At 68.3% G+C, this 20,588-nt stretch carries 23 protein-coding genes; 14 read left to right on the forward strand and 9 right to left on the reverse strand.

Translation table 11 applies throughout. The features are described 5' to 3' along the window. The first annotated feature begins 43 nt into the window (after positions 1-43). Positions 44-781, forward strand: a complete 738-nt coding sequence (locus tag J2X34_RS07595; RefSeq protein ID WP_114718414.1) for an Rv1157c family protein — start codon at positions 44-46, stop codon at positions 779-781. Between the two features lie 87 nt (positions 782-868). Continuing rightward, positions 869-1,207 (forward strand): hypothetical protein, encoded by a 339-nt coding sequence (locus tag J2X34_RS07600; RefSeq protein WP_114718413.1) that lies wholly within the window; start codon positions 869-871, stop codon positions 1,205-1,207. Here the strand turns inward: J2X34_RS07600 and J2X34_RS07605 are convergent. Beyond that, entirely contained in the window at positions 1,204-1,647 is a 444-nt protein-coding gene (locus tag J2X34_RS07605; protein ID WP_429516476.1) for a MarR family winged helix-turn-helix transcriptional regulator, read from the reverse strand. The two genes, J2X34_RS07600 and J2X34_RS07605, sit on opposite strands and share 4 nt — an antisense overlap. A gap of 141 nt (positions 1,648-1,788) precedes the next feature. Here J2X34_RS07605 and J2X34_RS07610 point away from each other — a divergent pair, with 141 nt between their 5' ends. The 3 genes from J2X34_RS07610 to J2X34_RS07620 all read left to right on the forward strand — a co-directional run bounded on the left by J2X34_RS07610 (position 1,789) and on the right by J2X34_RS07620 (position 4,434). Then, positions 1,789-3,231, forward strand: coding sequence for an MFS transporter (locus tag J2X34_RS07610; RefSeq protein ID WP_114718411.1), 1,443 nt, complete (start codon positions 1,789-1,791; stop codon positions 3,229-3,231). A 362-nt stretch (positions 3,232-3,593) separates the two neighbouring features. Beyond that, positions 3,594-3,836, forward strand: a complete 243-nt coding sequence (locus J2X34_RS07615) for a maltose regulon activator MalT (protein WP_114718410.1) — start codon at positions 3,594-3,596, stop codon at positions 3,834-3,836. A gap of 97 nt (positions 3,837-3,933) precedes the next feature. Further along, on the forward strand, positions 3,934-4,434 hold the full coding sequence (locus J2X34_RS07620; protein WP_114718409.1) for a nuclear transport factor 2 family protein: 501 nt from the start codon (positions 3,934-3,936) through the stop codon (positions 4,432-4,434). Between the two features lie 67 nt (positions 4,435-4,501). On the opposite strand, the gene J2X34_RS07625 is transcribed toward J2X34_RS07620, so the two are convergent. From J2X34_RS07625 to J2X34_RS07635, 3 genes are all read right to left on the reverse strand, one after another. Then, positions 4,502-4,864 (reverse strand): hypothetical protein, encoded by a 363-nt coding sequence (locus J2X34_RS07625; RefSeq protein WP_114718408.1) that lies wholly within the window; start codon positions 4,862-4,864, stop codon positions 4,502-4,504. Between the two features lie 69 nt (positions 4,865-4,933). Then, positions 4,934-6,052, reverse strand: a complete 1,119-nt coding sequence (locus tag J2X34_RS07630) for an alanine racemase (RefSeq protein ID WP_429516477.1) — start codon at positions 6,050-6,052, stop codon at positions 4,934-4,936. 10 nt (positions 6,053-6,062) lie between these two features. Continuing rightward, positions 6,063-6,821, reverse strand: coding sequence for a GntR family transcriptional regulator (locus J2X34_RS07635; RefSeq protein WP_429516478.1), 759 nt, complete (start codon positions 6,819-6,821; stop codon positions 6,063-6,065). Between the two features lie 209 nt (positions 6,822-7,030). On the opposite strand from J2X34_RS07635, the gene J2X34_RS07640 reads away from it, so the two are divergent. Genes J2X34_RS07640 through J2X34_RS07665 form a run of 6 tightly spaced genes read left to right on the forward strand, consistent with a single transcriptional unit; the run spans position 7,031 to position 13,670 of the window. After that, positions 7,031-8,182, forward strand: coding sequence for an ABC transporter substrate-binding protein (locus J2X34_RS07640; protein WP_114718406.1), 1,152 nt, complete (start codon positions 7,031-7,033; stop codon positions 8,180-8,182). Positions 8,183-8,190: 8 nt separating this feature from the next. Then, positions 8,191-9,105, forward strand: a complete 915-nt coding sequence (locus tag J2X34_RS07645) for an ABC transporter permease (protein WP_114718567.1) — start codon at positions 8,191-8,193, stop codon at positions 9,103-9,105. Beyond that, entirely contained in the window at positions 9,093-9,926 is an 834-nt protein-coding gene (locus J2X34_RS07650) for an ABC transporter permease (RefSeq protein WP_217487193.1), read from the forward strand. The genes J2X34_RS07645 and J2X34_RS07650 overlap by 13 nt, the downstream gene beginning before the upstream one ends. Continuing rightward, complete coding sequence (locus J2X34_RS07655) at positions 9,923-11,107, forward strand: ABC transporter ATP-binding protein (RefSeq protein ID WP_114718404.1); 1,185 nt, start codon at positions 9,923-9,925, stop codon at positions 11,105-11,107. Before J2X34_RS07650 ends, J2X34_RS07655 begins: the two co-directional genes overlap by 4 nt. Further along, positions 11,104-11,787 (forward strand): HAD family hydrolase, encoded by a 684-nt coding sequence (locus J2X34_RS07660; protein ID WP_174909082.1) that lies wholly within the window; start codon positions 11,104-11,106, stop codon positions 11,785-11,787. The genes J2X34_RS07655 and J2X34_RS07660 overlap by 4 nt, the downstream gene beginning before the upstream one ends. A 2-nt stretch (positions 11,788-11,789) precedes the next feature. Continuing rightward, positions 11,790-13,670: a phosphocholine-specific phospholipase C gene (locus J2X34_RS07665; RefSeq protein ID WP_429516479.1), complete on the forward strand. Its 1,881-nt coding sequence runs from the start codon at positions 11,790-11,792 to the stop codon at positions 13,668-13,670. 21 nt (positions 13,671-13,691) lie between these two features. Here J2X34_RS07665 and J2X34_RS07670 read toward each other — a convergent pair whose 3' ends face one another. The 3 genes from J2X34_RS07670 to J2X34_RS07680 form a co-directional block, all read right to left on the reverse strand. Continuing rightward, positions 13,692-14,459 (reverse strand): DUF1906 domain-containing protein, encoded by a 768-nt coding sequence (locus tag J2X34_RS07670; RefSeq protein WP_114718401.1) that lies wholly within the window; start codon positions 14,457-14,459, stop codon positions 13,692-13,694. A 108-nt stretch (positions 14,460-14,567) separates the two neighbouring features. Further along, positions 14,568-15,545, reverse strand: coding sequence for a restriction endonuclease (locus J2X34_RS07675; RefSeq protein WP_174909078.1), 978 nt, complete (start codon positions 15,543-15,545; stop codon positions 14,568-14,570). A gap of 120 nt (positions 15,546-15,665) precedes the next feature. After that, the gene (locus J2X34_RS07680; RefSeq protein ID WP_429516480.1) at positions 15,666-17,102 is read right to left on the reverse strand and encodes an FAD-dependent oxidoreductase; all 1,437 of its coding nucleotides are present in this window, start codon (positions 17,100-17,102) and stop codon (positions 15,666-15,668) included. Between the two features lie 103 nt (positions 17,103-17,205). On the opposite strand from J2X34_RS07680, the gene J2X34_RS07685 reads away from it, so the two are divergent. Beyond that, positions 17,206-17,391 (forward strand): hypothetical protein, encoded by a 186-nt coding sequence (locus J2X34_RS07685; RefSeq protein ID WP_429516481.1) that lies wholly within the window; start codon positions 17,206-17,208, stop codon positions 17,389-17,391. A 115-nt stretch (positions 17,392-17,506) separates the two neighbouring features. Further along, positions 17,507-17,881 carry a RidA family protein gene (locus J2X34_RS07690; protein ID WP_429516482.1) on the forward strand — a complete coding sequence of 125 codons (375 nt, stop codon included), beginning with the start codon at positions 17,507-17,509 and terminating at the stop codon, positions 17,879-17,881. Here the strand turns inward: J2X34_RS07690 and J2X34_RS07695 are convergent, their stop codons facing one another. After that, positions 17,882-19,495, reverse strand: a complete 1,614-nt coding sequence (locus tag J2X34_RS07695; protein ID WP_429516483.1) for an amidohydrolase — start codon at positions 19,493-19,495, stop codon at positions 17,882-17,884. Positions 19,496-19,672: 177 nt separating this feature from the next. Between J2X34_RS07695 and J2X34_RS07700 the strand changes: the two genes are divergently transcribed. Beyond that, on the forward strand, positions 19,673-19,894 hold the full coding sequence (locus J2X34_RS07700; RefSeq protein WP_114718397.1) for a PLDc N-terminal domain-containing protein: 222 nt from the start codon (positions 19,673-19,675) through the stop codon (positions 19,892-19,894). Between the two features lie 17 nt (positions 19,895-19,911). Here the strand turns inward: J2X34_RS07700 and J2X34_RS07705 are convergent, their stop codons facing one another. Then, positions 19,912-20,451: a class F sortase gene (locus J2X34_RS07705; protein ID WP_429516484.1), complete on the reverse strand. Its 540-nt coding sequence runs from the start codon at positions 20,449-20,451 to the stop codon at positions 19,912-19,914. Between the last annotated feature and the right edge of the window lie 137 nt (positions 20,452-20,588).

Raw genomic sequence — 20,588 nt, forward strand, 5'->3', positions numbered from 1 at the left:
CTGAACGACAAGGATGGGGTAAACCGTGATTCGTAACCGAGGAATGCGACGAGCACTCACCGCGTGTGCAGTTGCGGCCGCGGCGGCGCTCGCCGTTCCGGCCAACGCGGTCGCGCAACCGACCCTTCCGGGTGTCCCCGAGGACGTCTCCATCGACGCGCTGGCGTCCCTCGCCCCCGCCATCCTGGGCGCGGCCGCCGTTCCGGCGGACATCGCCGACGTCGACACCAAGAACGACCTGCTCGCTCAGGCGCGTGCACTGCTCGAGTCGGCCAACCTGCCGCCCGAACTCAAGTCCACCCTCGAGCGTGTCATCACCTTCCTCGACGGCAGCGGCGGCGGCGGACCCGAGATCCCCCAGGACGGGCCCGCGATCGCCCAGTTCCTCTACCCGACCGTCGGCAAGGGCTGCATCGCCCCGTCGAGCGACGCGGTCGGCACCGCCCTCGCGGTGCCGGGCCCCGCACACCTGCCCCCGCCGGGGCCGGCTGCCGGCCAGGCCGGTTTCGTCTTCACCGCGCTCGGCACGGCGAAGGCCGCCCCCACCCAGGGCATGACGGTCACCTGGATCAACGTCGACAACGGCCGTCGTGAGACGCAGACCCTCACCACCGAGGCGCGGATCAACCCGGACGGCCCGGCGACGCTGTCGGTCATCTCGAACACCGGCCCGGGCCGGGTGCTCGCGGTGATCTCCGGCGACCTCACCACCGAGCCCGAGGGCGCGGCGCCGCTAACGTGCAACTTCCTGCCGACGATCGGAATGTTCACCGTCGCGTAGGTTCACCGTCCGACAGTGAAGGCCCCACCGAGAATTTCGGTGGGGCCTTCACTGTTCACACCGCGTCCGTTCGTGGTAGACCGGGGAATGGCCGACAACATGCAGTCGATCCGTTCCCGGCATTCCCGACGATCCATCCTCTCGATCCGTTCGGAGGGCTCGATCCTCTCGATCGGCAGCGTCGGCTCGATCCTGTCCATCGGTAGCGTCGGCTCGATCCTGTCGATCGGATCCATCGGGTCAGCCGGCTCCGCACTGTCCTCACTGTCGTTCGCGAGCGTGGGCTCCGCGTTGTCGGGACTGTCCCGGTGGTCACTGCTGTCGTGGCGCGCGGTGGGTCACGCCCCCGACCAGCGCCCGACGCTCGTGGTGGTGCCCGACGAACCCGACCTGGTCCAGTCGACGACGCGGCACGTCCAGTCCTAGCCTGCCGCCGGACGGGGCCACGGCTGCCCCTCGATTTCCTCGACACCCCGGTTGAACCGGACGAGCATGTCCCTGAGGAGCCGGATCTCGTCCACGTCCCAGCCGCCGAGCACCCGACCGATCCCGGTGCGGTTCAGGTCGCGGTCGAGGTGCAGCCGGTCCAGCCCTGACTCCGTCGGCCGTACCTTGCGCGCCACACCGCCGTCCGGGTCGGCGACGCGTTCGACGAAGCCGTGGCGTTCGAGCGCGCCGACCTGCCGGTTGATCGTCGAGATGTCCAGCACGAACGCCTCCGCCAGTTCCTTGAGGCTCATCGGCTGTTCCAGTTCGAGCCTCGCGAGGATCAGGTACGCGGACCTGTCGAGCTTCTGCCCGCCCCGCTGCTGCGCGAGGGCGTGGTAGCGCGACAACAGCGTCAACTCGTACTCGATGTCCGTCATCGTCCGGTCTCCGTCGGACACCCGTCACCCTCTCGCTCCGACATTGCCCCCAATGTCCGCTTTGTGCATCGTGCACATCCATGTGTACCGTACACATTCTTGCAAATTTGTTGTGTAGCAGTAAATCCGAGGAGCCCCATTTTGAGTGCAACCGTCGCGTCCCCGTCGACGGACACCGCGAAATCCAGATCCAGCGGCGCCATCGTCGCGATTCTCGGTTTCTGCGGCATCGTCGTCGCCCTTATGCAGACACTGGTCGTTCCGATCATTCCGCAACTGCCGCACCTTCTTTCGGCGACGCCGGCCGACGCTTCGTGGGCGGTCACCGCGACGCTTCTCGCGGCCGCGGTGGTGACACCCATCAGCGGACGCCTCGGCGACATGTTCGGCAAGAAGAGGATTCTGGTCGCGAGCTTGCTGCTCGTCGTGATCGGCTCGGTGGTCTGCGCCTTCGCCAATTCACTGATTCCGTTGATCGTCGGTCGCGCACTGCAGGGCGCGTCGGTCGGTGTGATCCCGCTCGGCATCAGCATCCTGCGAGACGAACTTCCGCCGCGGAAGGTCGCCGGCGCGATGGCCATCGTCAGTGCCACCCTCGGCGTCGGCGGTGCGATCGGGCTACCGGTCGCCGCGGCCGTCGCACAGGTCGCGGACTGGCACGTGCTGTTCTGGATGTCGGCCGGACTCGGACTCCTGTGTGTCGCGCTCGCCGTGATCGTGATCCCCGAGTCCACGGTCCGCAATCCCGGACGTTTCGACTTCGTCGGCGCCGTCGGATTGAGCACGGCATTGATCCTGTTCCTGCTCCCGATCACCAAGGGCGGAACGTGGGGCTGGAGCGATCCACTGACCCTGGGCCTGCTCGCGGGGTCCGTCGTGGTGTTCGTGGCGTGGGGCTTCGTGCAGCTGCGGACCGCTCGTCCGCTGGTCGACCTGCGCGTGTCCGCACGGCCGAACGTCCTGTTCACGAATCTGGCGTCGATCGCGATCGGCTTCTCGATGTACGGCAACTCGCTGACGCTCCCCCAGCTGCTGATGGCACCGGAGTCCACCGGCTACGGGCTCGGCCTGTCGATGGTCACCGCCGGCATCGCACTGGCGCCGGGCGGTCTCGTGATGATGGCGCTGTCACCCGTGTCCGCGAAGATCTCGGCCTGGCGCGGCCCGCGCTTCACCCTCATGGTGGGCTCGGTCGTGGTCGGCCTGGGCTACGGGTTCGTCTACTTCCTGTCGTCCTCGGTGTGGATGATCGTCGTCGGCGGAATGATCATCGGTGCCGGCGTCGGCCTGTCGTACGCCTCCATGCCGGCCCTCATCATCGGCGCCGTCCCCGTCTCGGAGACCGCGGCGGCCAACGGTCTGAACTCGCTGATGCGGTCGGTCGGCACGTCCAGTGCCGCGGCGGTCATCAGCGTCGTGCTGGCGAGCATGACGGTGACGCTCGGGACGGCGACGATTCCGTCGTTCGACGCCTTCCGCGCAACGTTCGTCATCGCCATCGTGGCCGCCGTGGTGTCGCTGGTGTTCGCGTTCTTCATCCCGAAAGCCACGACGCCGGGAGCCGCGGGCAAGCGCCACGCCTGACACGCGGCTTCCGGCGCACAGACACGAACGCCCGCCCCGATATGCATCGGGGCGGGCGTTCGACGTTCGAGCCCGCGGGCTACGGCGTCTGCGTCGTCTGGCCCCCGCCCGACGATCCGCCGTTCACTGCCCCCGAGGAGCCCATGTAGAGATTCGCAGCGATCGTATAGAACAGGTTGATGAGGAATTCCACGAGACCCTCCGCGTCGTAGCTGATTTCGGACCGCTAACGGTATCCGAAGCCGATCCGAGGCCCGGACCGCATCCACATATCGGTCATTCGGCACGACTTGTTTCACCCCACCGCAGCGGTAGCGTTGAGAGGGGCATCGCGTAGTCGCTCCAGGACGGGAGTAACGACCATGAGCAGAGAGAAGTGGTGGGTCCTGGCGGGCCCGGACAGCGGCTGGTACCTCGAACAACGCGCCAACGGCGACAACGTGGTCGTCAACAAGGCGACGTCCGAAGAGCACCTCCTCGCCGGCTACCAGTGGATGCACGTCAAGCACGCCGACGCCCTGACCGGCACGCCGGCGCACGGCGTCAAGGTGCTCGGCGAGGGACCACCGCCGTTCGGCATATGGACCGAACTCCACGGAACCTGACAATCTGGTCGATTGCGACGAAAAACTGAAACACGTTCCAGCCCTGCGTTAGGTTGCAGGTGAAGTCGTCCCGCAACCGACCAGGAGGAGCGCAGCGATGGCGTGGACCCGCGAAGAACTCGAAGCCGCGTTCGAGAACTACCAGAAGACCGTCGTGCAGGCGACGCAGACCCGCGACTGGAACGCCTTCGCCGACCAGTTCACCGAGGACGCGACCTACCTCGAGCACGCGTTCGGCAGCTTCACCGGCCGCGAGGAGATCCGCCGCTGGGTCACCCGGACGATGACGGCCTTCCCCGGCAACCGTATGCCCGAGTTCCCCGTCTCCTGGTACGTCATCGACGAGGAGCGTGGCTGGGTGATCTGCGAGGTGCAGAACCCGATGGAGGATCCCGGCGACGGCACCGATCACGGCGCCGCGAACATCACGATCCTGCATTACGCGGGCGACAACCTGTGGTCGCACGAGGAGGACGCCTACAACCCGATGAACTTCCTGTCGATGGCGAAGAAGTGGTGCAAGCACGCGGAGGCGTCGGGCAATCTGCCCGAGGATGCCCGCATCTGGCTCGGCAAGATGGCGAACGTCCCCGGCTGATCGCCGCCGCCTACGACGACGGGCGCCCTCCGTGTGGAGGGCGCCCGTCGTGTGTTCGAGTCGGATGTCAGTAGCTCGTCCAGAGCACCGCGATCAGCGCGTTGACGATCGCCAGGATTCCGACGATGTGCGCGAAGTTGGGGTTGCCCTCGCCACGCTTCTGCCGTGCCCGGCCGATCTCGGCAACAGCCACGATGATCAGGGTGATCACCAGCTTGACGCCGATCTTCGCCATGTCGTAGTCCTTGCCGAGCGAGTCGATCGACTCGCCGAGCCCGACGATCACGATGCCGGACAGCAACTGGATTCGAGCGCCCCAGACCATCACCTCGCTGACGCGGGGGGCCTTCAGGACCGAGAGGTAACCACCGACGATCGCGGCCATGCCCAGCAGGTGGACGGCAACGAGGATGTTGTAGACGACAGACATGCTATTACCTTAGCTTTACGGATCCGGCGGCTTCACAACTCTGCTCGAGAAATCCATCCAAGGATGGATTCAGCGGAACTGCGGGTGCCACACCGCCTCCACACGGCCGTCGTCGACCACTGTGATGTCGGGCCAGCGGTCGAAGGCCGAACACGGGTGGGAGATGCCGAGATCGACTATGTCACCGACATCCAGCCCCACCGTATCGGTGAGGACGAGATGGTGGTCGTAGATTTGGGTCGCGGTCGCCTTCGCCGACCGGCGGGGGGTTCCCTGGGCATCGGTGGCAGACACCAGCACCGGCAGGCCGGCGTCGTAGGGAAGCTCGCGTTTTCCGGCGCCGACCACGATCCTCCCCGGCTCCGGCGCGGACAGGACGACAGCCCGGACCGTCAGCGCCGCACGCAGGCCTGGCACCGGTGACACCTCCGCGTAAGTTCCGTGGTCGTGCGTCACGTAGCAACCCGACCGCAACACCGGGATCACACGCCCGCCCCGTTCCGGCAGCTCCGCGATAGCCTCGATGACCCGATCCGGAAAGGCCGAGCCACCCATGCTGAACACCGGCTTTTCGGTCTGGATCCACGGCGACACCGCGCGGAAGGCGTCCACCGTCTCCCGGCAATGCGCATCGACCTGCGTGACGATGTCCGCGTCCCGACGGTTGGGGCGAACACCCTCGTACCCCGCGACGCCCGCGAGGGCGATTCCCGGCACGTTCTCACACTCCCGGGCGAGGCCCAGCGCCGCCGGGGCGTCCCGGACTCCGGTTCGCCCGCCCGGGGTCCCGACGTCGACGAGGACCCTCAGTGGATTGGCAGCGCCCCGCATGACCGTTCCCGCCAGGCTCAGGCCCGCCGTCGAGTCCACCAGCAGGTAGAGCTCGAACGACGGGTCCGCGTCCAGCCACGCCCGGAGCTGTTCGAGATCGGGGCCGTGGATCACCTCGTTGGCGATGAGGATGCGCCGCGCCCCCCATTCGAGGGCAATGGAGGCTTGACGAACCGTGGCGACCGTGACGCCCCACGCGCCGGCGTCCAGCTGTCTCTGGACGATGGGCCGGGTCATCGTCGTCTTGATGTGCGGGCACAGCTCGACGCCGCGGTCGCGGCACCACGCCGCCATGAGATCGACGTTGTGCTGGACCGCGGGGAGACTCAGCCGCAGCTGCGGCAGGGACGTCGCCACCCAACCGAGACTAGCCACGGCGGCGCGACAGGGCCGTTGTGGCTACGGAGTTGTGCACGGTGAACGAGACCGTGCCGGGAAGGAAGCGGTCGTCGGACCACAGCAACGGGGTGCTGGCGGGGTCGGTGACACGCCTGCGCTCGCGGAGCAGCGGTGAGCCCTCGCCGCAACCCAGGAGACGGGCGTCGTCCGCATCTGCGTCGACGAGGTCGATGGTGTGATCGGCATCGGTGAACACAACACCCTCCTCCAGCAGGGGGTTCGCGTGAGAGGGGGCATCCGGAGGCAAGGCGGCTATCAGTTTTCCGATCCGCTCGGGGTAGATGGCGCGCTCGAGCATGACGGGAACCCGCGAGAGAGTCCGCAGACGCACCACCCGGTAGATGTGCGATCCCGGTTCGAGCTGGAGCTGCTCGCACTCGAGTGGCACCGCGGCCCGGTGCTCGATCTCGACCGTTCGACTTCCGGGATCCTCGCCGATCGAGTGCGCCCAGCCCGTGAAGCTGAGTAACTCGAAGAAGCTCTGCGTGCGCGCAGTGCCGAGAATGACGCGGCGTGTACCACGTCGTGAGGTGACCAGTCCGTTCGCGCGCAGGACGGCCAGGGCCTGGCGGACGGTGCCACGGGAGACGCCGTACTGCCCGGCGAGACTCTCCTCGCTGGGCAGCCGATCCCCGGAACCGAACTCTCCCGACGTGATCGCCTCCTTCAACTCGGCCGCCAACCTTCGATACTCGGCGCGCGGGCGCTTGCCCCCCGAATCAGCCAATGTCCGTCTCCTTCCGGCACCCGGTGCTCTTTGACCCGATCGTAGCTCTCAGAACTCTTCCCACTGGTCACAGGCGTCCCTCGGCGAGAGATCGACGGTTCTCGGCCGGTCAATCTTCACGACTCGATTCCGAATCGTTCACCTCATGGCAACGTCGCTCTGGCGGAATGATGGCGAAGTTGTATAGCCAACATTGATCAGGAGACACGATGCGAATGCACCACCTTCGCCAGGCGAGCCTTGCTTGCTCGCTGGCGATCGCCCTGTCGACACTCGCAGGCTGCGGACTGACCAGCACGAAGACGGACAGCGACACCGGCAAGTCCTCGACCGCCACCTCGGCCGAAGACTTCGGCGGTATGGACGGCCTCATCGCCGCCGCGAAGCAGGAGGGCAAGTTGAACGCCATCGCCCTCCCGCGGGACTGGGCCAATTACGGCGAGATCATCGACACCTTCGAGGCGAAGTACGGGATCGACGTCGAGGTCGAGAATCCGGACGCGTCCAGTCAGGACGAGATCAACGCCGCGACCTCGCGCAAGGGGCAGGACCGATCGCCGGACGTCCTCGACGTGGGCCACACTTTCGGAATCAGCGCCGCCGAGCAGGGCCTGCTGGCGCCGTACCGCGTGCAGGCGTTCGGCGACATCCCCGAGGGCCAGAAGGACGCCGACGCGCGGTGGTACAACGACATGGGCGGTTACGTCTCGATCGGCTGCGACAACGCGCGCGTTGCGAAGTGCCCGAAGACTTTTGCCGACCTGCTCGACCCGCAGTACAAGGGCATGGTCGCGCTGACCGGCAACCCCACGCAGTCCGGTTCAGCATTCGCTGCCGTCTTCGCGGCCGCTCTCTCCAATGGCGGCTCCTACGACAACATCCAGCCGGGCCTGGACTACTTCGCCAAGCTCAGCGAAGTCGGCAACTTCAACCCGGTCGAGTCGACGCCCGCGACCATCCAGAAGGGCGAGACCCCCATCAGCGTCAACTGGGACTACCTCAACGCCGGCTACAGCGACTCGCTCCGAGACAAGGGGGTCGATTGGCAGGTCGCGATCCCGGCCGACGGCTTGTTCGCCCAGTTCTACTCGCAGGCAATCGTGAAGTGGGCGCCGCACCCGGCCGCGGCGCGGCTCTGGCAGGAGTTCCTCTACAGCCCTGAGGGACAGAACCTGTGGTTGAAGGGCTACGCCCGTCCGGCGCTCATGCCCGCGATGGAGAAGGCGGGAACGCTCGACGCCACCGCGGCGGCCAGGCTGCCCGAGGTCGACGCCGCCGCGCCGGTCTTCCCGACGGAAGTACAGTCGACGCAGGCCAAGGCAGTCGTCAGCCAAGGCTGGGGCGGCGTGCTCGCCAGATGAGTATCCAGATGACCACTGCCGGGAGTGGGAGCACCCCGGTCCCCGCCGCTGACACCCAGTCCGTCCCCCGGCGTCGCCACCGGGTGGCCATGGGGGGCTGGCTCGGCGTCCTCCCGCTGCTGCTGTTCGCGGCAATCGCGTTGGGTCTGCCCGTCGCCACGATGGTGATCGGCGCGTTCACCACGCCCTCGACCGGTTCCGGCGAGGGTGGGCTGACCACAGCCAACATGACTGCGACGCTGCAGGATCCGTACCGATCGAGCCTGATCGGCAGCATGAAGCTCTCGGCGACGGCCGCGGCGATCGGCGCGATCGTCGGACTGCCGATCGCGCACGCCATCGTGACGTCGCGGTTCCGGGCCCTGCGCGAGGCAGTCTTGGCGGCGGCCGGAGTCCTCGCCAACTTCGGCGGAGTTCCCCTGGCCTTCGCGTTCGTCGCGACCCTCGGCAACGCGGGCGTCCTCACCAACGCCTTCCATCTCGGCGACCTCGGCTGGAGCCTCTACGACATGCGGGGCCTGACCGTCGTCTACCTCTACTTCCTGATCCCGCTGATGGTCCTGACCCTCACCCCGGCACTCGAGGGTCTGCGCGTGCAGTGGCGTGAGGCGGCCGCCAACAATCGCGCGAGCACGGCGCAGTACTGGCGGCACGTGGCCTTGCCGATCCTGCTGCCGTCGCTGCTCGGCGGGTTCGTCCTGCTGTTCGGGACGGCATTCAGCACCTACGCGACGGCCGCGGCGATCGCCGGCAGCAGCGTGCAACTGGTCACGGTGCAGATCGCGGCAGGCCTGTCGGGCGACGTCTTGGTGGGGCAGGGCAACGTCGCCCTTGCCCTCGGCCTGGACATGGTGCTGATCGCGGCGATCGTCATGGCCATCTACCTGCCGCTGCAGCGAAGGAGTGCACGATGGCTGGCCTGACGATGTCCAGGCCGGGACTCGGTCGCAGGGTCGTGCTGTTGGTCGCCGGTATCTATTTCGTGGTCCCGATCGTGTGCGCGTTCGCGTTCAGCGTGGGCATCGGGTCGCCGGGCCGGCAGGTCAGCCTCGACGCCTACACCGGCATCGGCAGCGCGACGGGCCTGGCCGGCAGCCTCGCACTGACGCTGAAGGTGGCCGCGGCAACGATCGCGGTCGTACTCGGATTGCTGGTGCCGGCGCTGCTGGCGGTGCGGATCGCCGCACCACGTCTGCGCACGCTCGTCCAGGCGGTCTGTCTGCTGCCGCTGGTCGTCCCGGCCGTCGCCCTGGGCGCCGGCATCACCACGCTGCTGAGGTGGGGCGCGGATCGCTACTACGGCACGCCGCTGTTCGACGGCCTGGTTGCGTTGCAGGATCCCGACTTTCCCGTGATCCTGGTGCTCGCCTTTGCCGTGATGGCCCTGCCGCTGGCCTACAGCACGCTCGACGCCGGCCTGTCGGCACTCGATCTGCGGGTCCTCGTCGAAGCCGCGCGGTCCTGCGGGTCCTCGTGGCCGCGCACCCTCATCCACGTGGTGCTGCCGAATCTGCGCGGCGCGCTTCTCAACGCCGCCTTCCTGACCCTTGCCCTCGTCCTCGGCGAGTACGCCGTCGCCGCACTGCTCGGGTACCAGCCGTTCGCGGTGTGGACCGTCGTCATCAGCGGTTCCGAGGCGCAGATGTCGGTGGCCGTGTCCATCGTCGGCCTGCTCGGCACCTGGGCGCTGCTCATGCTCGTCGCCGCAGCCGGACGCACCAAACGCCTCGAGGAGGCCTCATGACCGCACTACTGACCGATCGGACGCCCGCCGCCACCGCGGGAGCCGGTTCCACCGTGGAGTTCCGCGGACTGCGCCGTACCTTCGGCGCCACAACGGCATTGGACGGCCTGAACCTGGAGGTCCACCCCGGCGAACTGCTGGCCCTGCTCGGCCCGTCCGGCTGCGGCAAGACAACCGCGCTGCGCACCGTCGCCGGCTTCGAACGCCCGGACGCGGGCACGGTGCGCATGGACGGCGAGGACATCACGAGGATTCCCGCGCACCGGCGGGACGTGGGCATGGTGTTCCAGTCCTACAGCCTCTTCCCGCATCTGACCGCCGTCGACAACGTCGCCTTCGGTCTGCGGATGCAGGGGACGGGCAAGTCCGCCCGGCGTGCCCGCGCGATGGAGTTGCTGGAGCTGGTCGGGCTGCCGCAGCACGCCGCGCGGTTCCCGAGCCAGCTCTCCGGCGGGCAGCAGCAGCGGATCGCCTTGGCGCGTGCCCTCGCGCTGCAGCCCCGGGTCCTGCTGCTGGACGAGCCGCTGTCCGCGCTCGATGCGCAGGTGCGACAGACTCTGCGGGACGAGATCCGCCGTCTACAAAAGCAGTTGGGCATCACGACGCTGTTCGTGACCCACGACCAGGAGGAGGCCCTCTCCATGGCCGACCGGGTTGCGGTCATGCGGTCCGGGCAGATGGAGCAGTGCGCACCTCCGACCGAGCTCTACGAGCGCCCCGCGACGGCGTTCGTCGCCGAGTTCGTCGGGGTCATGAGCCGACTACCGGGACGGCTCGAGGCGGGCGGGCGGGCGGTGCACGTCCTCGGCCGCAGGCTGCCCGTCCATGGGGAACTTCCGGGCTCTGCGGAGTCCGGAAGCGGAGCCCGCGACGTCGATGTGCTCGTGCGCCCGGAATCCCTCGGCGTGACGGCGTCCGACGACGGAACGTCCCGCATCACCGGTGCAGCATTCCGCGGCGCCGGCACGCGGCTGACCGTGCAGCTGCCGGACGGCCGCGTGGTGATTGCGGACGTGTCGACCACCGCCGCCGCCGCGCTCGGCGCGGGCACCGCCGTGACCCTCGCACTACCGGACCGTCCGGTGCTGGTGGACCGTCCGAGCGGGACCGCCGAACCGGTCAGAAGTGCAGTTCAGCAATCCGTTTCGTCCAGTCGTCGATTCTGGAGGCGCGCCCGATGAGCCCTGATACCCTCCCCGGTGCCCCGGCAGCCGTCCTCTTCGACATGGACGGGACACTGGTCGATACCGAGCGACTGTGGTGGGACGCCGTCGAGCAGGTCGCGGCACGGCTCGGACGCCCCCTCTCCGATGCCGACGCGCCGGCGGTCGTGGGGCGGCCCGCCGATCACACCGCGGCCCACTTGTGCCGGGCACTGGGGCCGGCGGCGCCCGACCCGGATGCGCTTGCCCGCGAGCTCGACGAGGCGTTCGCGGCCCTGGTCGCCAACGACGTGGTTCCGCGTCCCGGCGTGTTGTCGCTGCTCGATGAACTGGTCCGCGCGCGGATTCCCACCGCGATCGTGACGGCATCACCACGACGTGTCGTCGACGTGGTGCGCGAGACGCTCGGCGCGACGCGGTTCACCACGACGATCGCCGTCGAGGACACGGTCTGCTCCAAGCCGGCGCCGGACCCCTATCTCGCGGCCGCGGCGGCCCTGGGGGTCGACCCGCGCGCATGTGTCGCCGTCGAGGACACGCCCGTGGGTGTGGCGGCGGCCGAGGCTGCGGGATGCGCCGTGCTCGTCGTTCCTTCCGTCGCGGTCCCGCCGGCGGCGGGTCGAACGATCCTGGACTCACTCGAGGGGGCCGACGTCGCCTTCCTCGCCTCCCTGTTGCATTCGGTCGAAAGGTACTGAGCATGGACGACATCCGCCACGTGGTGATTCTGATGCAGGAGAACCGCAGTTTCGACCACTACTTCGGCACGCTCGGCGGCGTCCGCGGGTTCGAGGACCGGCAGACCCTGACTTTTCCCAACGGCGACAGCGTCTTCCGGCAGCCCACGCTGTCCCGGGGCGACGGTGGTGTGCTCCTGCCGTTCCGGATGGACTCCACTCGGTACAACGCCCAGAATGCGGAGGGTCTGCCGCACGACTGGGAGAGCGGTCACGATGCGATCAACCAGGGTGCGATGAACCGCTGGACCTCGGCCAAGGGCGAGCAGAGCATGGGATACCTCACCCGGGAGGACATCCCCTATCAGTACGCGCTTGCGGACGCGTTCACGATCGGCGACGCGTACTTCTGCTCGATGGCCGGCCCCACCAGCCCCAACCGCCTCTACCTGTGGACCGGAACGGTGGGACCGGGTCGCGACGGCACGACCGGGCCGTGGATCGACAACACGCCGCTGCCGGAGAGCCCGGTGTGCGACTGGACGACGTATGCCGAGCGTCTCTCGGACGCCGGCGTCTCCTGGCGCGTGTACCACACGCCCGGCCTGGACGAGCGGGACGGCAACTACGAGGACAACGCCCTCGAGTACTTCCCCCAGTTCCACGCTTTTGCCGAGGACGATCCCCGATACATCGACGCGATGACGAGGTGGGACCTGACGGACTTCGACGCGCACTGCAAGGACGGGACGCTGCCCACGGTGTCGTGGCTCGTGTCGCCGTACCTGTTCTGCGAGCACCCGAACGCCAGCCCCGCGTACGGTGCGCACTGGGTCGACTCCGCCCTCCAATCGCTGTTCGCCAACCCCGAGGTGTGGCGGCACACCGTGTTTCTCGTCATGTACGACGAGAACGACGGCTACTTCGACCATGTCGTGCCGCCCTTCCCGCCCACCGGGACCCCGGAGGAATTCGTCGACGGGCAGCCGATCGGGCTGGGCAACCGGGTGCCGCTGTTCGTGGTCTCCCCGTGGTCGCGCGGCGGATGGGTGAACTCCCAGGTGTTCGACCACACCTCGGTACTGCGCTTCCTGGAACTCGTCACCGGTGTGCGCGAGCCCAATATCAGTGCGTGGCGGCGAGCGGTGTGCGGTGACCTGACGAGTTGCTTCGACTTCGGCAATCCCGACTACTCGATCCCGGACTTACCGGATACGAGGGCGCTGATGGCGGCGGCCGATGCGGCGGTGGACCTGCCCCCGGTGCCGCTGCCCGCCCCGGGCGCCCAGGTCATGCCGACTCAGGAGCCGGGGGCCCGTCCACAGCGGCCGCTGCCCTACCGGCCCTGGGCCGACATCGTGGTGGATAGCGCCACCGGCCGGGTTCGCGCCGCGCTGACGAACGCTGGGAGCGTGGCGTTCCACTACACGGTGTTCCCCAACGCGTACCGGCCATTCGCCGGGACTCCGTTCACGGTCGCGCCGCAGGGCACGGCGGTCTACGAGTGGAACGCTGTCCGCACGGCAGGTCGCTACGACTTCACCGTCTACGGAGCCGATGGATTCCTGTGCCACTTCGCGGGCGTCCTACCCAAGACCGACGACGGGGCCGCACCCCACGTCAGGGCGGCGCTGCACAGCAGCCCCGCGGACGCGTGGGTAGAGCTCGAGCTGGCAAACCACGGTGCGACGACGCTGTCCTTCACGATCGCACCGCGGGAATTCGGCGGGGAATCGCGCGTCTGCGAGGTCGGACCGGATGGCCGCGCGAGCGTCCGCTGGCCCATCGTGGAGGGCCGCTACGACGTCACCGTCACGACCGACGACGGCACATCATTCACCCGGCGCTACGCGGGGACGGTGCACGAATCGGACACCGCGTCGGCGACGACACAGGTCGGCTGACCTCCGTGCCGGGGAGTGCAATCAGGACAGGAAGAGCGGCTTACGAAGCGACCACTGTCCGTAATCGGGCTTGAGGATCGAGTTGAGGTCGATGCCGATCCCCTCGATCTGGCGCTTGTCGATCTCGAACTGGTGCATGTGTGCCGCCGGATGGACGAAGCCGGTCGGCGAACCCCAGTTGTGCTGCCAGAACCATGCGCCGACACCGGCACGCAGGCAGCGGTCGATCGTCGGCGAATTCGCGTAGACGCCGACGTTGCGGTGGCCCATGACGTTCTCCCACCCGCGCAGATAGGGGGCGATGAGGTTGTCGAACTCCCAGGCGGACGGGTTGTCGTCGATGGAGGCGTAGATCGGGCAGTTCTCCGGCCCGCCTGCGGCGCGATGCAATTCGACGCCGCGGCGGGCGTGACGCACACCGGCGTCGTATCCGCCCCGCCAGTCCGACGTCGCCCCCTTGCCGAACTGGTAGCACGAGACGATCTGCAGGCCGACCGCAGCCATCGCGGCGGCCTCGCCGAACTGCATCGGCTTGCCGAGCATCCACGCGGCGTCGGGGCGGCGGTCCGAGACGTACCGGATGGCGCCGACGTGCCCGGCCAGGCGGATACCGACGGGCGACGGGACGCCGGCGGAGTAGTCGATCAGTGTCGCCGGGCCCGCGTTCGCGATCGCGGGGCCGGCGACGGCCGCGATGCCCGCTGCCGCGGTGCCGGCCGCGGCAATCTTGAATAGTTCTCGTCTGGAAACCTGCACTGCAAACCTCGCATCACCGGCGGATTCCGGCATCGCTCTGACTGGGCATCCGTGGCGTATTCGCCGCGGGCCCTGTGGGATTCGACGCCTATTTCACCACAGTCACTCTGGTTTCGTCAGTCACATCGGTGACTTCGTCCCCTAGTCCGACTCGAGGCCGGCGAAGAAGTCGGCACGCACGGACACGTCCTCGACGACCCGGGTCGTGGTCTTCACGCCGAGCGAATGCTCCTTGAGCAGTGCACACAACCGGTCCCCGTCGATCAGGTCGATCGGGGGTGCGCCGTCGCGACGTGATTCGGCGCGGGCCTCGCTCGTGAAGGTGCCCGTCGTGATCAGCAGGCCCTTCTCTCCGCGGCCGGCCATGGCGCCTCGGAGATCCCGGACGGCGCCGGCCCCGACGCTGCCACTGACCCGCTTGCACTGGAACGCGACCGGGAAGCTCAGCAACGAGATCTGGCACATTCCGATCCCGTCGATGCCGCCGTCGGCGGTGCGCCCGGTGATGGTGGCACTCGAGAAGCCCGCCTCGCGGAGCAGGCGCTGCGTGAGGCGTTCGAAGGCGGTCGATGACATCCGCAGGAGCGAGTCCAGCAGAGTCGACTTCCACGCGACCGCATCGGCGGCGTCGCCGTACGACGTGTCCGCCGTCGACTCGGACTCCGCCTCCGTGTCCGACAGCGGAAGAGCCTGCGCACCAGGTGTGTTGGCCTTGCGGTTCAGGCGCTGACGCCGCTTGTCGGCGGTGAAGGCCGCCAACAGCGGGCGCAACTCGGGTTCGGTCGCCTCGCGCCCCCGCTTCGTCACACTCCACACGGCACGACGACTGTTCGCCAACAGGCCCATACCCTTGAGATACGTACGCGCCCAAGCCAATCGGTACTCGACCTCGGTTCCGGGCCCGTCGCCGTGGAGCACCCCCTGCAGCTCCGGCGACCAGCCCTCCCGCTCGACGACGGCGCTGTCGAGTTCGTTGTTGGATGCCGACCCGCCCAGCGCGATCAACGCCTGGAGGGTGGGCCACAGCAGCTCGGTGTACGGCGGGAGCTGTGCAATCAGAGCCTCCTGACCGGCGACATCCCCACGCTGTGGCTCCTGCACCTGCACACCCGCTCCCATCGCACCGTCCGTCGGAGGCCGCTCGACACCGGATCGGCCAGCCGACCTGGATGTTATCCGGTGTTGCGCGCCGCCCCGAATCCGGTGGTTCCGCCCGTGTGGCGGAACCACCGGGACTGGTCAGGCCCGGGCCGCGGCGTCGCGTCCGGCCACCCGACCGAATGCGAGCGCGTCGGCGACGTGGAAGCCGCCGTCCTTGGTCCAGCTGTAGGTCGAGCTCATCTCCCCGGCCGCGTACAGGCCGTCGATGGCGACACCGCGGGTGTCGACCACGCGAGCGCGGCCGTCGCGCCGCGGTCCGCCGTTGCTCCATCCGAGCAGCGGGGTGACGTCGAGGACGTAGAACGGCGCCTGCGACACGGCGCCGAGCTTCTCCGGGTCGCGGCCGAAGTGGTCGTCGGAGCCGGCGGCGCACGCCGCGTTGTACTGCTCGACGGTGGCTTCGAGCGTCGCGGCGTCCAGTCCGACCAGCTCGGCGAGCTCGGCGATCGAGTCCGCACGCCGGATCCAGCCCTTCTCGATCTCGTCGCTGTTGTCCAGACTCCACCGATTCTCGGTCATGAGCAGGTTCCACCCGACCGGCAGCACGTCGGGTGTGGGACTGAGCGGGCCGGCGGTGCGCATCTGCTCGTCGAAGATCAGGTGGAAGGGCCGCAGCGGGAACAGTTCGTAGGCGCCGTTCCGGAGGATGTGGCCGTGCTTGGGATCGGCAGCCTCGTCGACGAAGCGGCGGCCGTCCTCGGACACCCACAGGTAGTTGTGCGCGTTCCACAGCGCGAGGTAGTGGCCGAACTCGTCGTCGCCGCGCACACCGGTGATGGTCATCATGTTGCCCATGTGCCACAGATCGGCACCGACCGACTGCGCCATGCGGTGGCCGTCGCCGGTCGACGCGGGCGAGCCCCACAGCACGTGGTCCTCGACCCGCAGGTAGTCGCGGACCATCGCGGCATTGGCCTGGAATCCGCCGGTCGCCAGCACCACCCCGCCGCGCGCACCGATCCGGCGCCGCCCCTCGACACCCTCGACCTCGACGCCCACGACGACGCCGCCATCGGTGATCAGCTCGACTGCCGGTGTCCCGAAACGGGTCTCGATGCCGCGCTCGTCGAGCGCACCGCGCAGGAAGTCGTAGAGCAGCGAATTGCCCATCCGCCCGGCGACGGTGTCCATGCCGGCGTAGCAGTCGCTGCCGTCGAGCTCGAGATACTCCGGCTCCGTGTGGTAGTCCGGGCTCAGCGCGACGTCGGCGCCGAGTTCCTCGAGCCACCGCGAGTTCTCGGCGGTCTCCGACGCCCACGCCGCCACGACGTCGTCGGCCACCGGGAACGCGCCGCTCAGCGAGTTCAGGAAGGCGCGCGCCCGCTCGGGGTCGCGGTTGACCCACCAGCCGCCGCCGGAGACTCGCGTGTTGCCGCCCGCGGTGGCCTCGTCGCACTTCTCGACGACCAGAACGCTCGCTCCCGCGTGGTGTGCACCGAGCGCCGCGGCCGAACCCGCCGCACCCGATCCGACAACGACCACGTCGAATTCCTCATCGAAACCCGCAACGCCCACGTTCGCCCCTCTCGACTGATGTGACCCGAATCTGATGTGACCCGAATCTGATGTGACCCGAGTCGCTACCGCGATTCGGTGTGACCCCGGTCATTGTCGAGGGGTGCGGCCGGTGGGCGCGCGGGGCTTCCCATCCAGCGGAACACCACTCCGGCCGGCCGTCTATCAGCACCTGCAGCGCGGCGAAACCCTGCTCGGCGAACAGTTCGGTGGCGGCGGCCTGCACCGCCTCCGCCAGCAGTTGGGCGTGCTCGGCGCGATGTCGGTGATCGGCGTGCTGGCGTCCTAAACACCTCGTGGCCTGACGAATCCCACTGGGCGGGAAGATGTCCCACCCTCCCCGTCGCCCGGGACATCATCGTCCCGGGCGGCGTACGTCGTCCCCGAACAGTCGAGGAGTGTCGATGTCGTCAGGTACGGATTGGGAAGAGGAGTACGGCTACTCGGATGCCGTGCTCAGCGGAGATCTGCTGTTCTGCTCCGGCCAGGTGGGTCTGGACTCGGACGGCACCCCGCCCGCGGACCCGGAACGCCAGTACGACCTGGCGTTCGCGACACTCGGGGCCCTGCTCGCGAAGCACGGCGCGTCTCCGCTCGACCTCGTGGAGCTGACGAGTTTCCACGTCGACTACCCCCACCACGTGGTGGAGTTCATGGCCGCCAAGGCCCGATTCCAGGGTGCCGCGCGGCCGGCCTGGACCGCCATCGGTGCGGCCGCGCTCGGCAAGCCGGGCATCCTCGTCGAGATCAAGGCGACCGCACGGATCCGCCCGAACTGATCAGCCGAGGCTGCCGTGCACCGTCTTTCCCGCGAAGACCGTGGCCCGCACCTCGAGGTCGGCCAACGCGTCGGGATCCACCGTGAGCGGGTTCGCCGACAAGACGACGATGTCCGCGTGCGCACCGGGCGTCAGTGATCCGATGCTCTCGTCGCTGAACAGCTGCCACGCGGCGTCGATCGTCTGCGCCCGCAGAGCCGCACCGACCGGGATGCGCTCCTCGGGGGCGAGCACGTGGCCGCTGCGGGAGCGCCGCGTGACCGCGTCCGCGATGTTCCGGATCGGGTTGGTGGGGGTGACCGGACCGTCGTTGTGGAACGAGATCCGATGACCGGCCGCGACCGCCGAACCGGCTGCGGCCCAATGTGCTCCGTGGTCACTACCGAACAGGTCGTCGACCAGGACGTCGCCCCAGTAGTACAGGTGGTCCACGAACAGGCTGCACGTGACCCCCAGCCGGGCAGCCCGACGGAACTGATCGGGCCGCATGGCTCCGACGTGTTCGAGCCGCAGACGGTGGTCGGGGCGGGGATTGTCGCCCAGCATCTCTTCCCACGCGTCGAGCACCATCGTGATCGCTTCATCGCCGTGCGAGTGGCAGGCGATCTGCCACCCCTGCTCGTAATAGGGCGTGCTGATCTCGACGATCTGGTCCTTCGTGTAGTTCGCGTGGCCGTGGCTGCACGCCATACCGAGCGCCCGGGTGGCCGGTGTGTCGAGATACGGGAAGCTGAGCGCGATGTTGCCGATCCACGGGGACCCGTCGGACCAGATCTTGATGCCCACCTGCCGGACCATGTCGTTGCCGGCGCCCGGGGCGACGTCGGAGGACCGTCGCGGACCGGACGTCTCGTACAGCCGCAGCCGCGTGGTGAGCACGCCTGCCTCGGCCGCGGCCTCCAGCGCCGGACGCATAGCGGGGTCGAACGCCATCTCACTCACCGTGGTCACACCGGCGGCGTTCATCCGGGCGCACTCCGCGGCCAGGAGCTGCGGGAAGCGGTCCGCGTTCGACAGCAGTTGGGGACTGGCGATCGCGAGCACGGCCGCCATCTCGTAGGCGACGCCGTCCAGGTCCCCGGATTCGTCGCGGCCGAAGCGCGCGCCCTCCGGATCCGGGGTGTCGCGGGTGATACCGGCGGCGACGGCGGCGGCGGAATTGAAGTAGGCGGCGTGCCCCGAGTTGTGCAGGATCACCAGAGGTGCGTCGGGCGACATCTCGTTCATCCACTGCAGCGTGGGATCGGACAATCCCTTCTGCAGCAGAGGATCCCAACCGTTGAGAAGAGCGCCTTCCGGACCACCGGAGGCGACGGCCTGTTCGATGGCGGCCAGCACTCCGGCTGCGTCCGGGATCGTCACCGGCCGGATGTCGACGACGGGCTCACCCAGCACCACCGCCTCGTTCAACGGGTGGCCGTGCGCCTCGATGAATCCGGGCATGATGCACGCGGCGCCCAGATCGTGGACGATGGTGCCCGGTCCGATGTGCGGGGCGACCTCCGCGTCCGAACCGACGGCCACGATACGGCCGTTCTCGACGGCGACGGCTGAGGCCCGCGGCTTCGCGTCGTCCATGGTCACAACGTCGCCGAAGAGCACCAGATCCGCCATTGACACACCCCGCCACTTCCCGTTTCGCTCGGGCCTCCGGACGGCCGAGATCTCGCACGCGACACGCTACCGACCGACCGTCCTTTCTGCGCGTCGAACGCCGTCGTGTCGGAAACGTGGAATCGGGTAGGAAGGACCTGGGTACGTTCGATCGACGCGAAGGAAGAGGAGAGCGACATGGCGAAGAAACGATGGGCCGAACTGAGCCCGCGCCGGCGTGCGGTGATACTCGTGCTGGGCTCGGTGCAGTTGAGTCTCGCTGCTACCGCGTGGACGGATCTTGCCACGCGCGACCCCGAGCAGGTCAACGGCAGCAAGGGCAAGTGGGCCGCGATCATCGCGGTGAACTTCATCGGCCCGCTGTCCTACTTCCGCTGGGGCCGGCGCACATCCGCATGATCGGGTAGCCGGAGGCGTCAACGGGCATCCGAGATCGAGTCACGCTGGTCGATGAGATCTGCGAATACCACGGTGTTGTCGCGGTAGCTGCGAACGGAGTCGTCGAACTCTCCCCCGCACGTGATCAGTCTGAGGCCGGGATGGTCGAGGTCTCCGTACACCCTGCTCGTCGGGAACGAGGCCTTCGCGAAACGCTCGACACTCGCCACCCGGAACACGGCGGTGACGCCGTCGCTTCGGGTGGCGGTGACCTCGTCGCCTGGCGTGAGTTCGTGGAGTCGATAGAAGACGCCGGGATCGCCCTCCCAATCCACATGCCCGGCAACGATGGCCGGGCCGATCTCGCCGGGAACCGGTGAGCCGGAATACCATCCCGCGGGATGCCCTCCGGGGGGCACTTCGAGCGCACCGTCGGGTTCGAGGCCGAGCATCATGAGATCCGACGTGACGCCGATTGCCGGAATCGAGATGCTCACGGGATGCAGGGCCGAGGGGTCGGCCAGGTTGGCGCCCGCGCCGGTTGCCGGTGTGGTCGTCGATTGCGTTGTCGCCGACACTTGCTCGTTCCCTGGTTCGATGCTTGCGCATCCGGCGAGAACGAGTGCTGCTGTGGCGCAGGCTGCGACAGCCGCCGACAGGCCGTTGCGCCGCGAGCGCGGGCAACGGCCTGTCGATCTGTCGGTCATGAAACTGC

This window comes from Rhodococcus sp. BE178 (assembly GCF_050433545.1).
In the GTDB taxonomy this organism is placed as follows: domain Bacteria; phylum Actinomycetota; class Actinomycetes; order Mycobacteriales; family Mycobacteriaceae; genus Prescottella.

What these genes read in the sequence shown, in the direction of transcription:
- J2X34_RS07660 (WP_174909082.1), top strand. Translation starts at nt 11,104, where the DNA reads ATGAGCCCTGATACCCTCCCCGGTGCCCCGGCAGCCGTCCTCTTCGAC.
- J2X34_RS07695 (WP_429516483.1), bottom strand. Translation starts at nt 19,495, where the DNA reads ATGGCGGATCTGGTGCTCTTCGGCGACGTTGTGACCATGGACGACGCG.
- J2X34_RS07600 (WP_114718413.1), top strand. Translation starts at nt 869, where the DNA reads ATGGCCGACAACATGCAGTCGATCCGTTCCCGGCATTCCCGACGATCC.
- J2X34_RS07625 (WP_114718408.1), bottom strand. Translation starts at nt 4,864, where the DNA reads ATGTCTGTCGTCTACAACATCCTCGTTGCCGTCCACCTGCTGGGCATG.
- J2X34_RS07690 (WP_429516482.1), top strand. Translation starts at nt 17,507, where the DNA reads ATGTCGTCAGGTACGGATTGGGAAGAGGAGTACGGCTACTCGGATGCC.
- J2X34_RS07655 (WP_114718404.1), top strand. Translation starts at nt 9,923, where the DNA reads ATGACCGCACTACTGACCGATCGGACGCCCGCCGCCACCGCGGGAGCC.
- J2X34_RS07595 (WP_114718414.1), top strand. Translation starts at nt 44, where the DNA reads ATGCGACGAGCACTCACCGCGTGTGCAGTTGCGGCCGCGGCGGCGCTC.
- J2X34_RS07645 (WP_114718567.1), top strand. Translation starts at nt 8,191, where the DNA reads ATGACCACTGCCGGGAGTGGGAGCACCCCGGTCCCCGCCGCTGACACC.
- J2X34_RS07640 (WP_114718406.1), top strand. Translation starts at nt 7,031, where the DNA reads ATGCGAATGCACCACCTTCGCCAGGCGAGCCTTGCTTGCTCGCTGGCG.
- J2X34_RS07670 (WP_114718401.1), bottom strand. Translation starts at nt 14,459, where the DNA reads ATGCCGGAATCCGCCGGTGATGCGAGGTTTGCAGTGCAGGTTTCCAGA.
- J2X34_RS07700 (WP_114718397.1), top strand. Translation starts at nt 19,673, where the DNA reads ATGGCGAAGAAACGATGGGCCGAACTGAGCCCGCGCCGGCGTGCGGTG.
- J2X34_RS07620 (WP_114718409.1), top strand. Translation starts at nt 3,934, where the DNA reads ATGGCGTGGACCCGCGAAGAACTCGAAGCCGCGTTCGAGAACTACCAG.
- J2X34_RS07650 (WP_217487193.1), top strand. Translation starts at nt 9,093, where the DNA reads ATGGCTGGCCTGACGATGTCCAGGCCGGGACTCGGTCGCAGGGTCGTG.
- J2X34_RS07615 (WP_114718410.1), top strand. Translation starts at nt 3,594, where the DNA reads ATGAGCAGAGAGAAGTGGTGGGTCCTGGCGGGCCCGGACAGCGGCTGG.
- J2X34_RS07675 (WP_174909078.1), bottom strand. Translation starts at nt 15,545, where the DNA reads ATGGGAGCGGGTGTGCAGGTGCAGGAGCCACAGCGTGGGGATGTCGCC.
- J2X34_RS07605 (WP_429516476.1), bottom strand. Translation starts at nt 1,647, where the DNA reads ATGACGGACATCGAGTACGAGTTGACGCTGTTGTCGCGCTACCACGCC.
- J2X34_RS07665 (WP_429516479.1), top strand. Translation starts at nt 11,790, where the DNA reads ATGGACGACATCCGCCACGTGGTGATTCTGATGCAGGAGAACCGCAGT.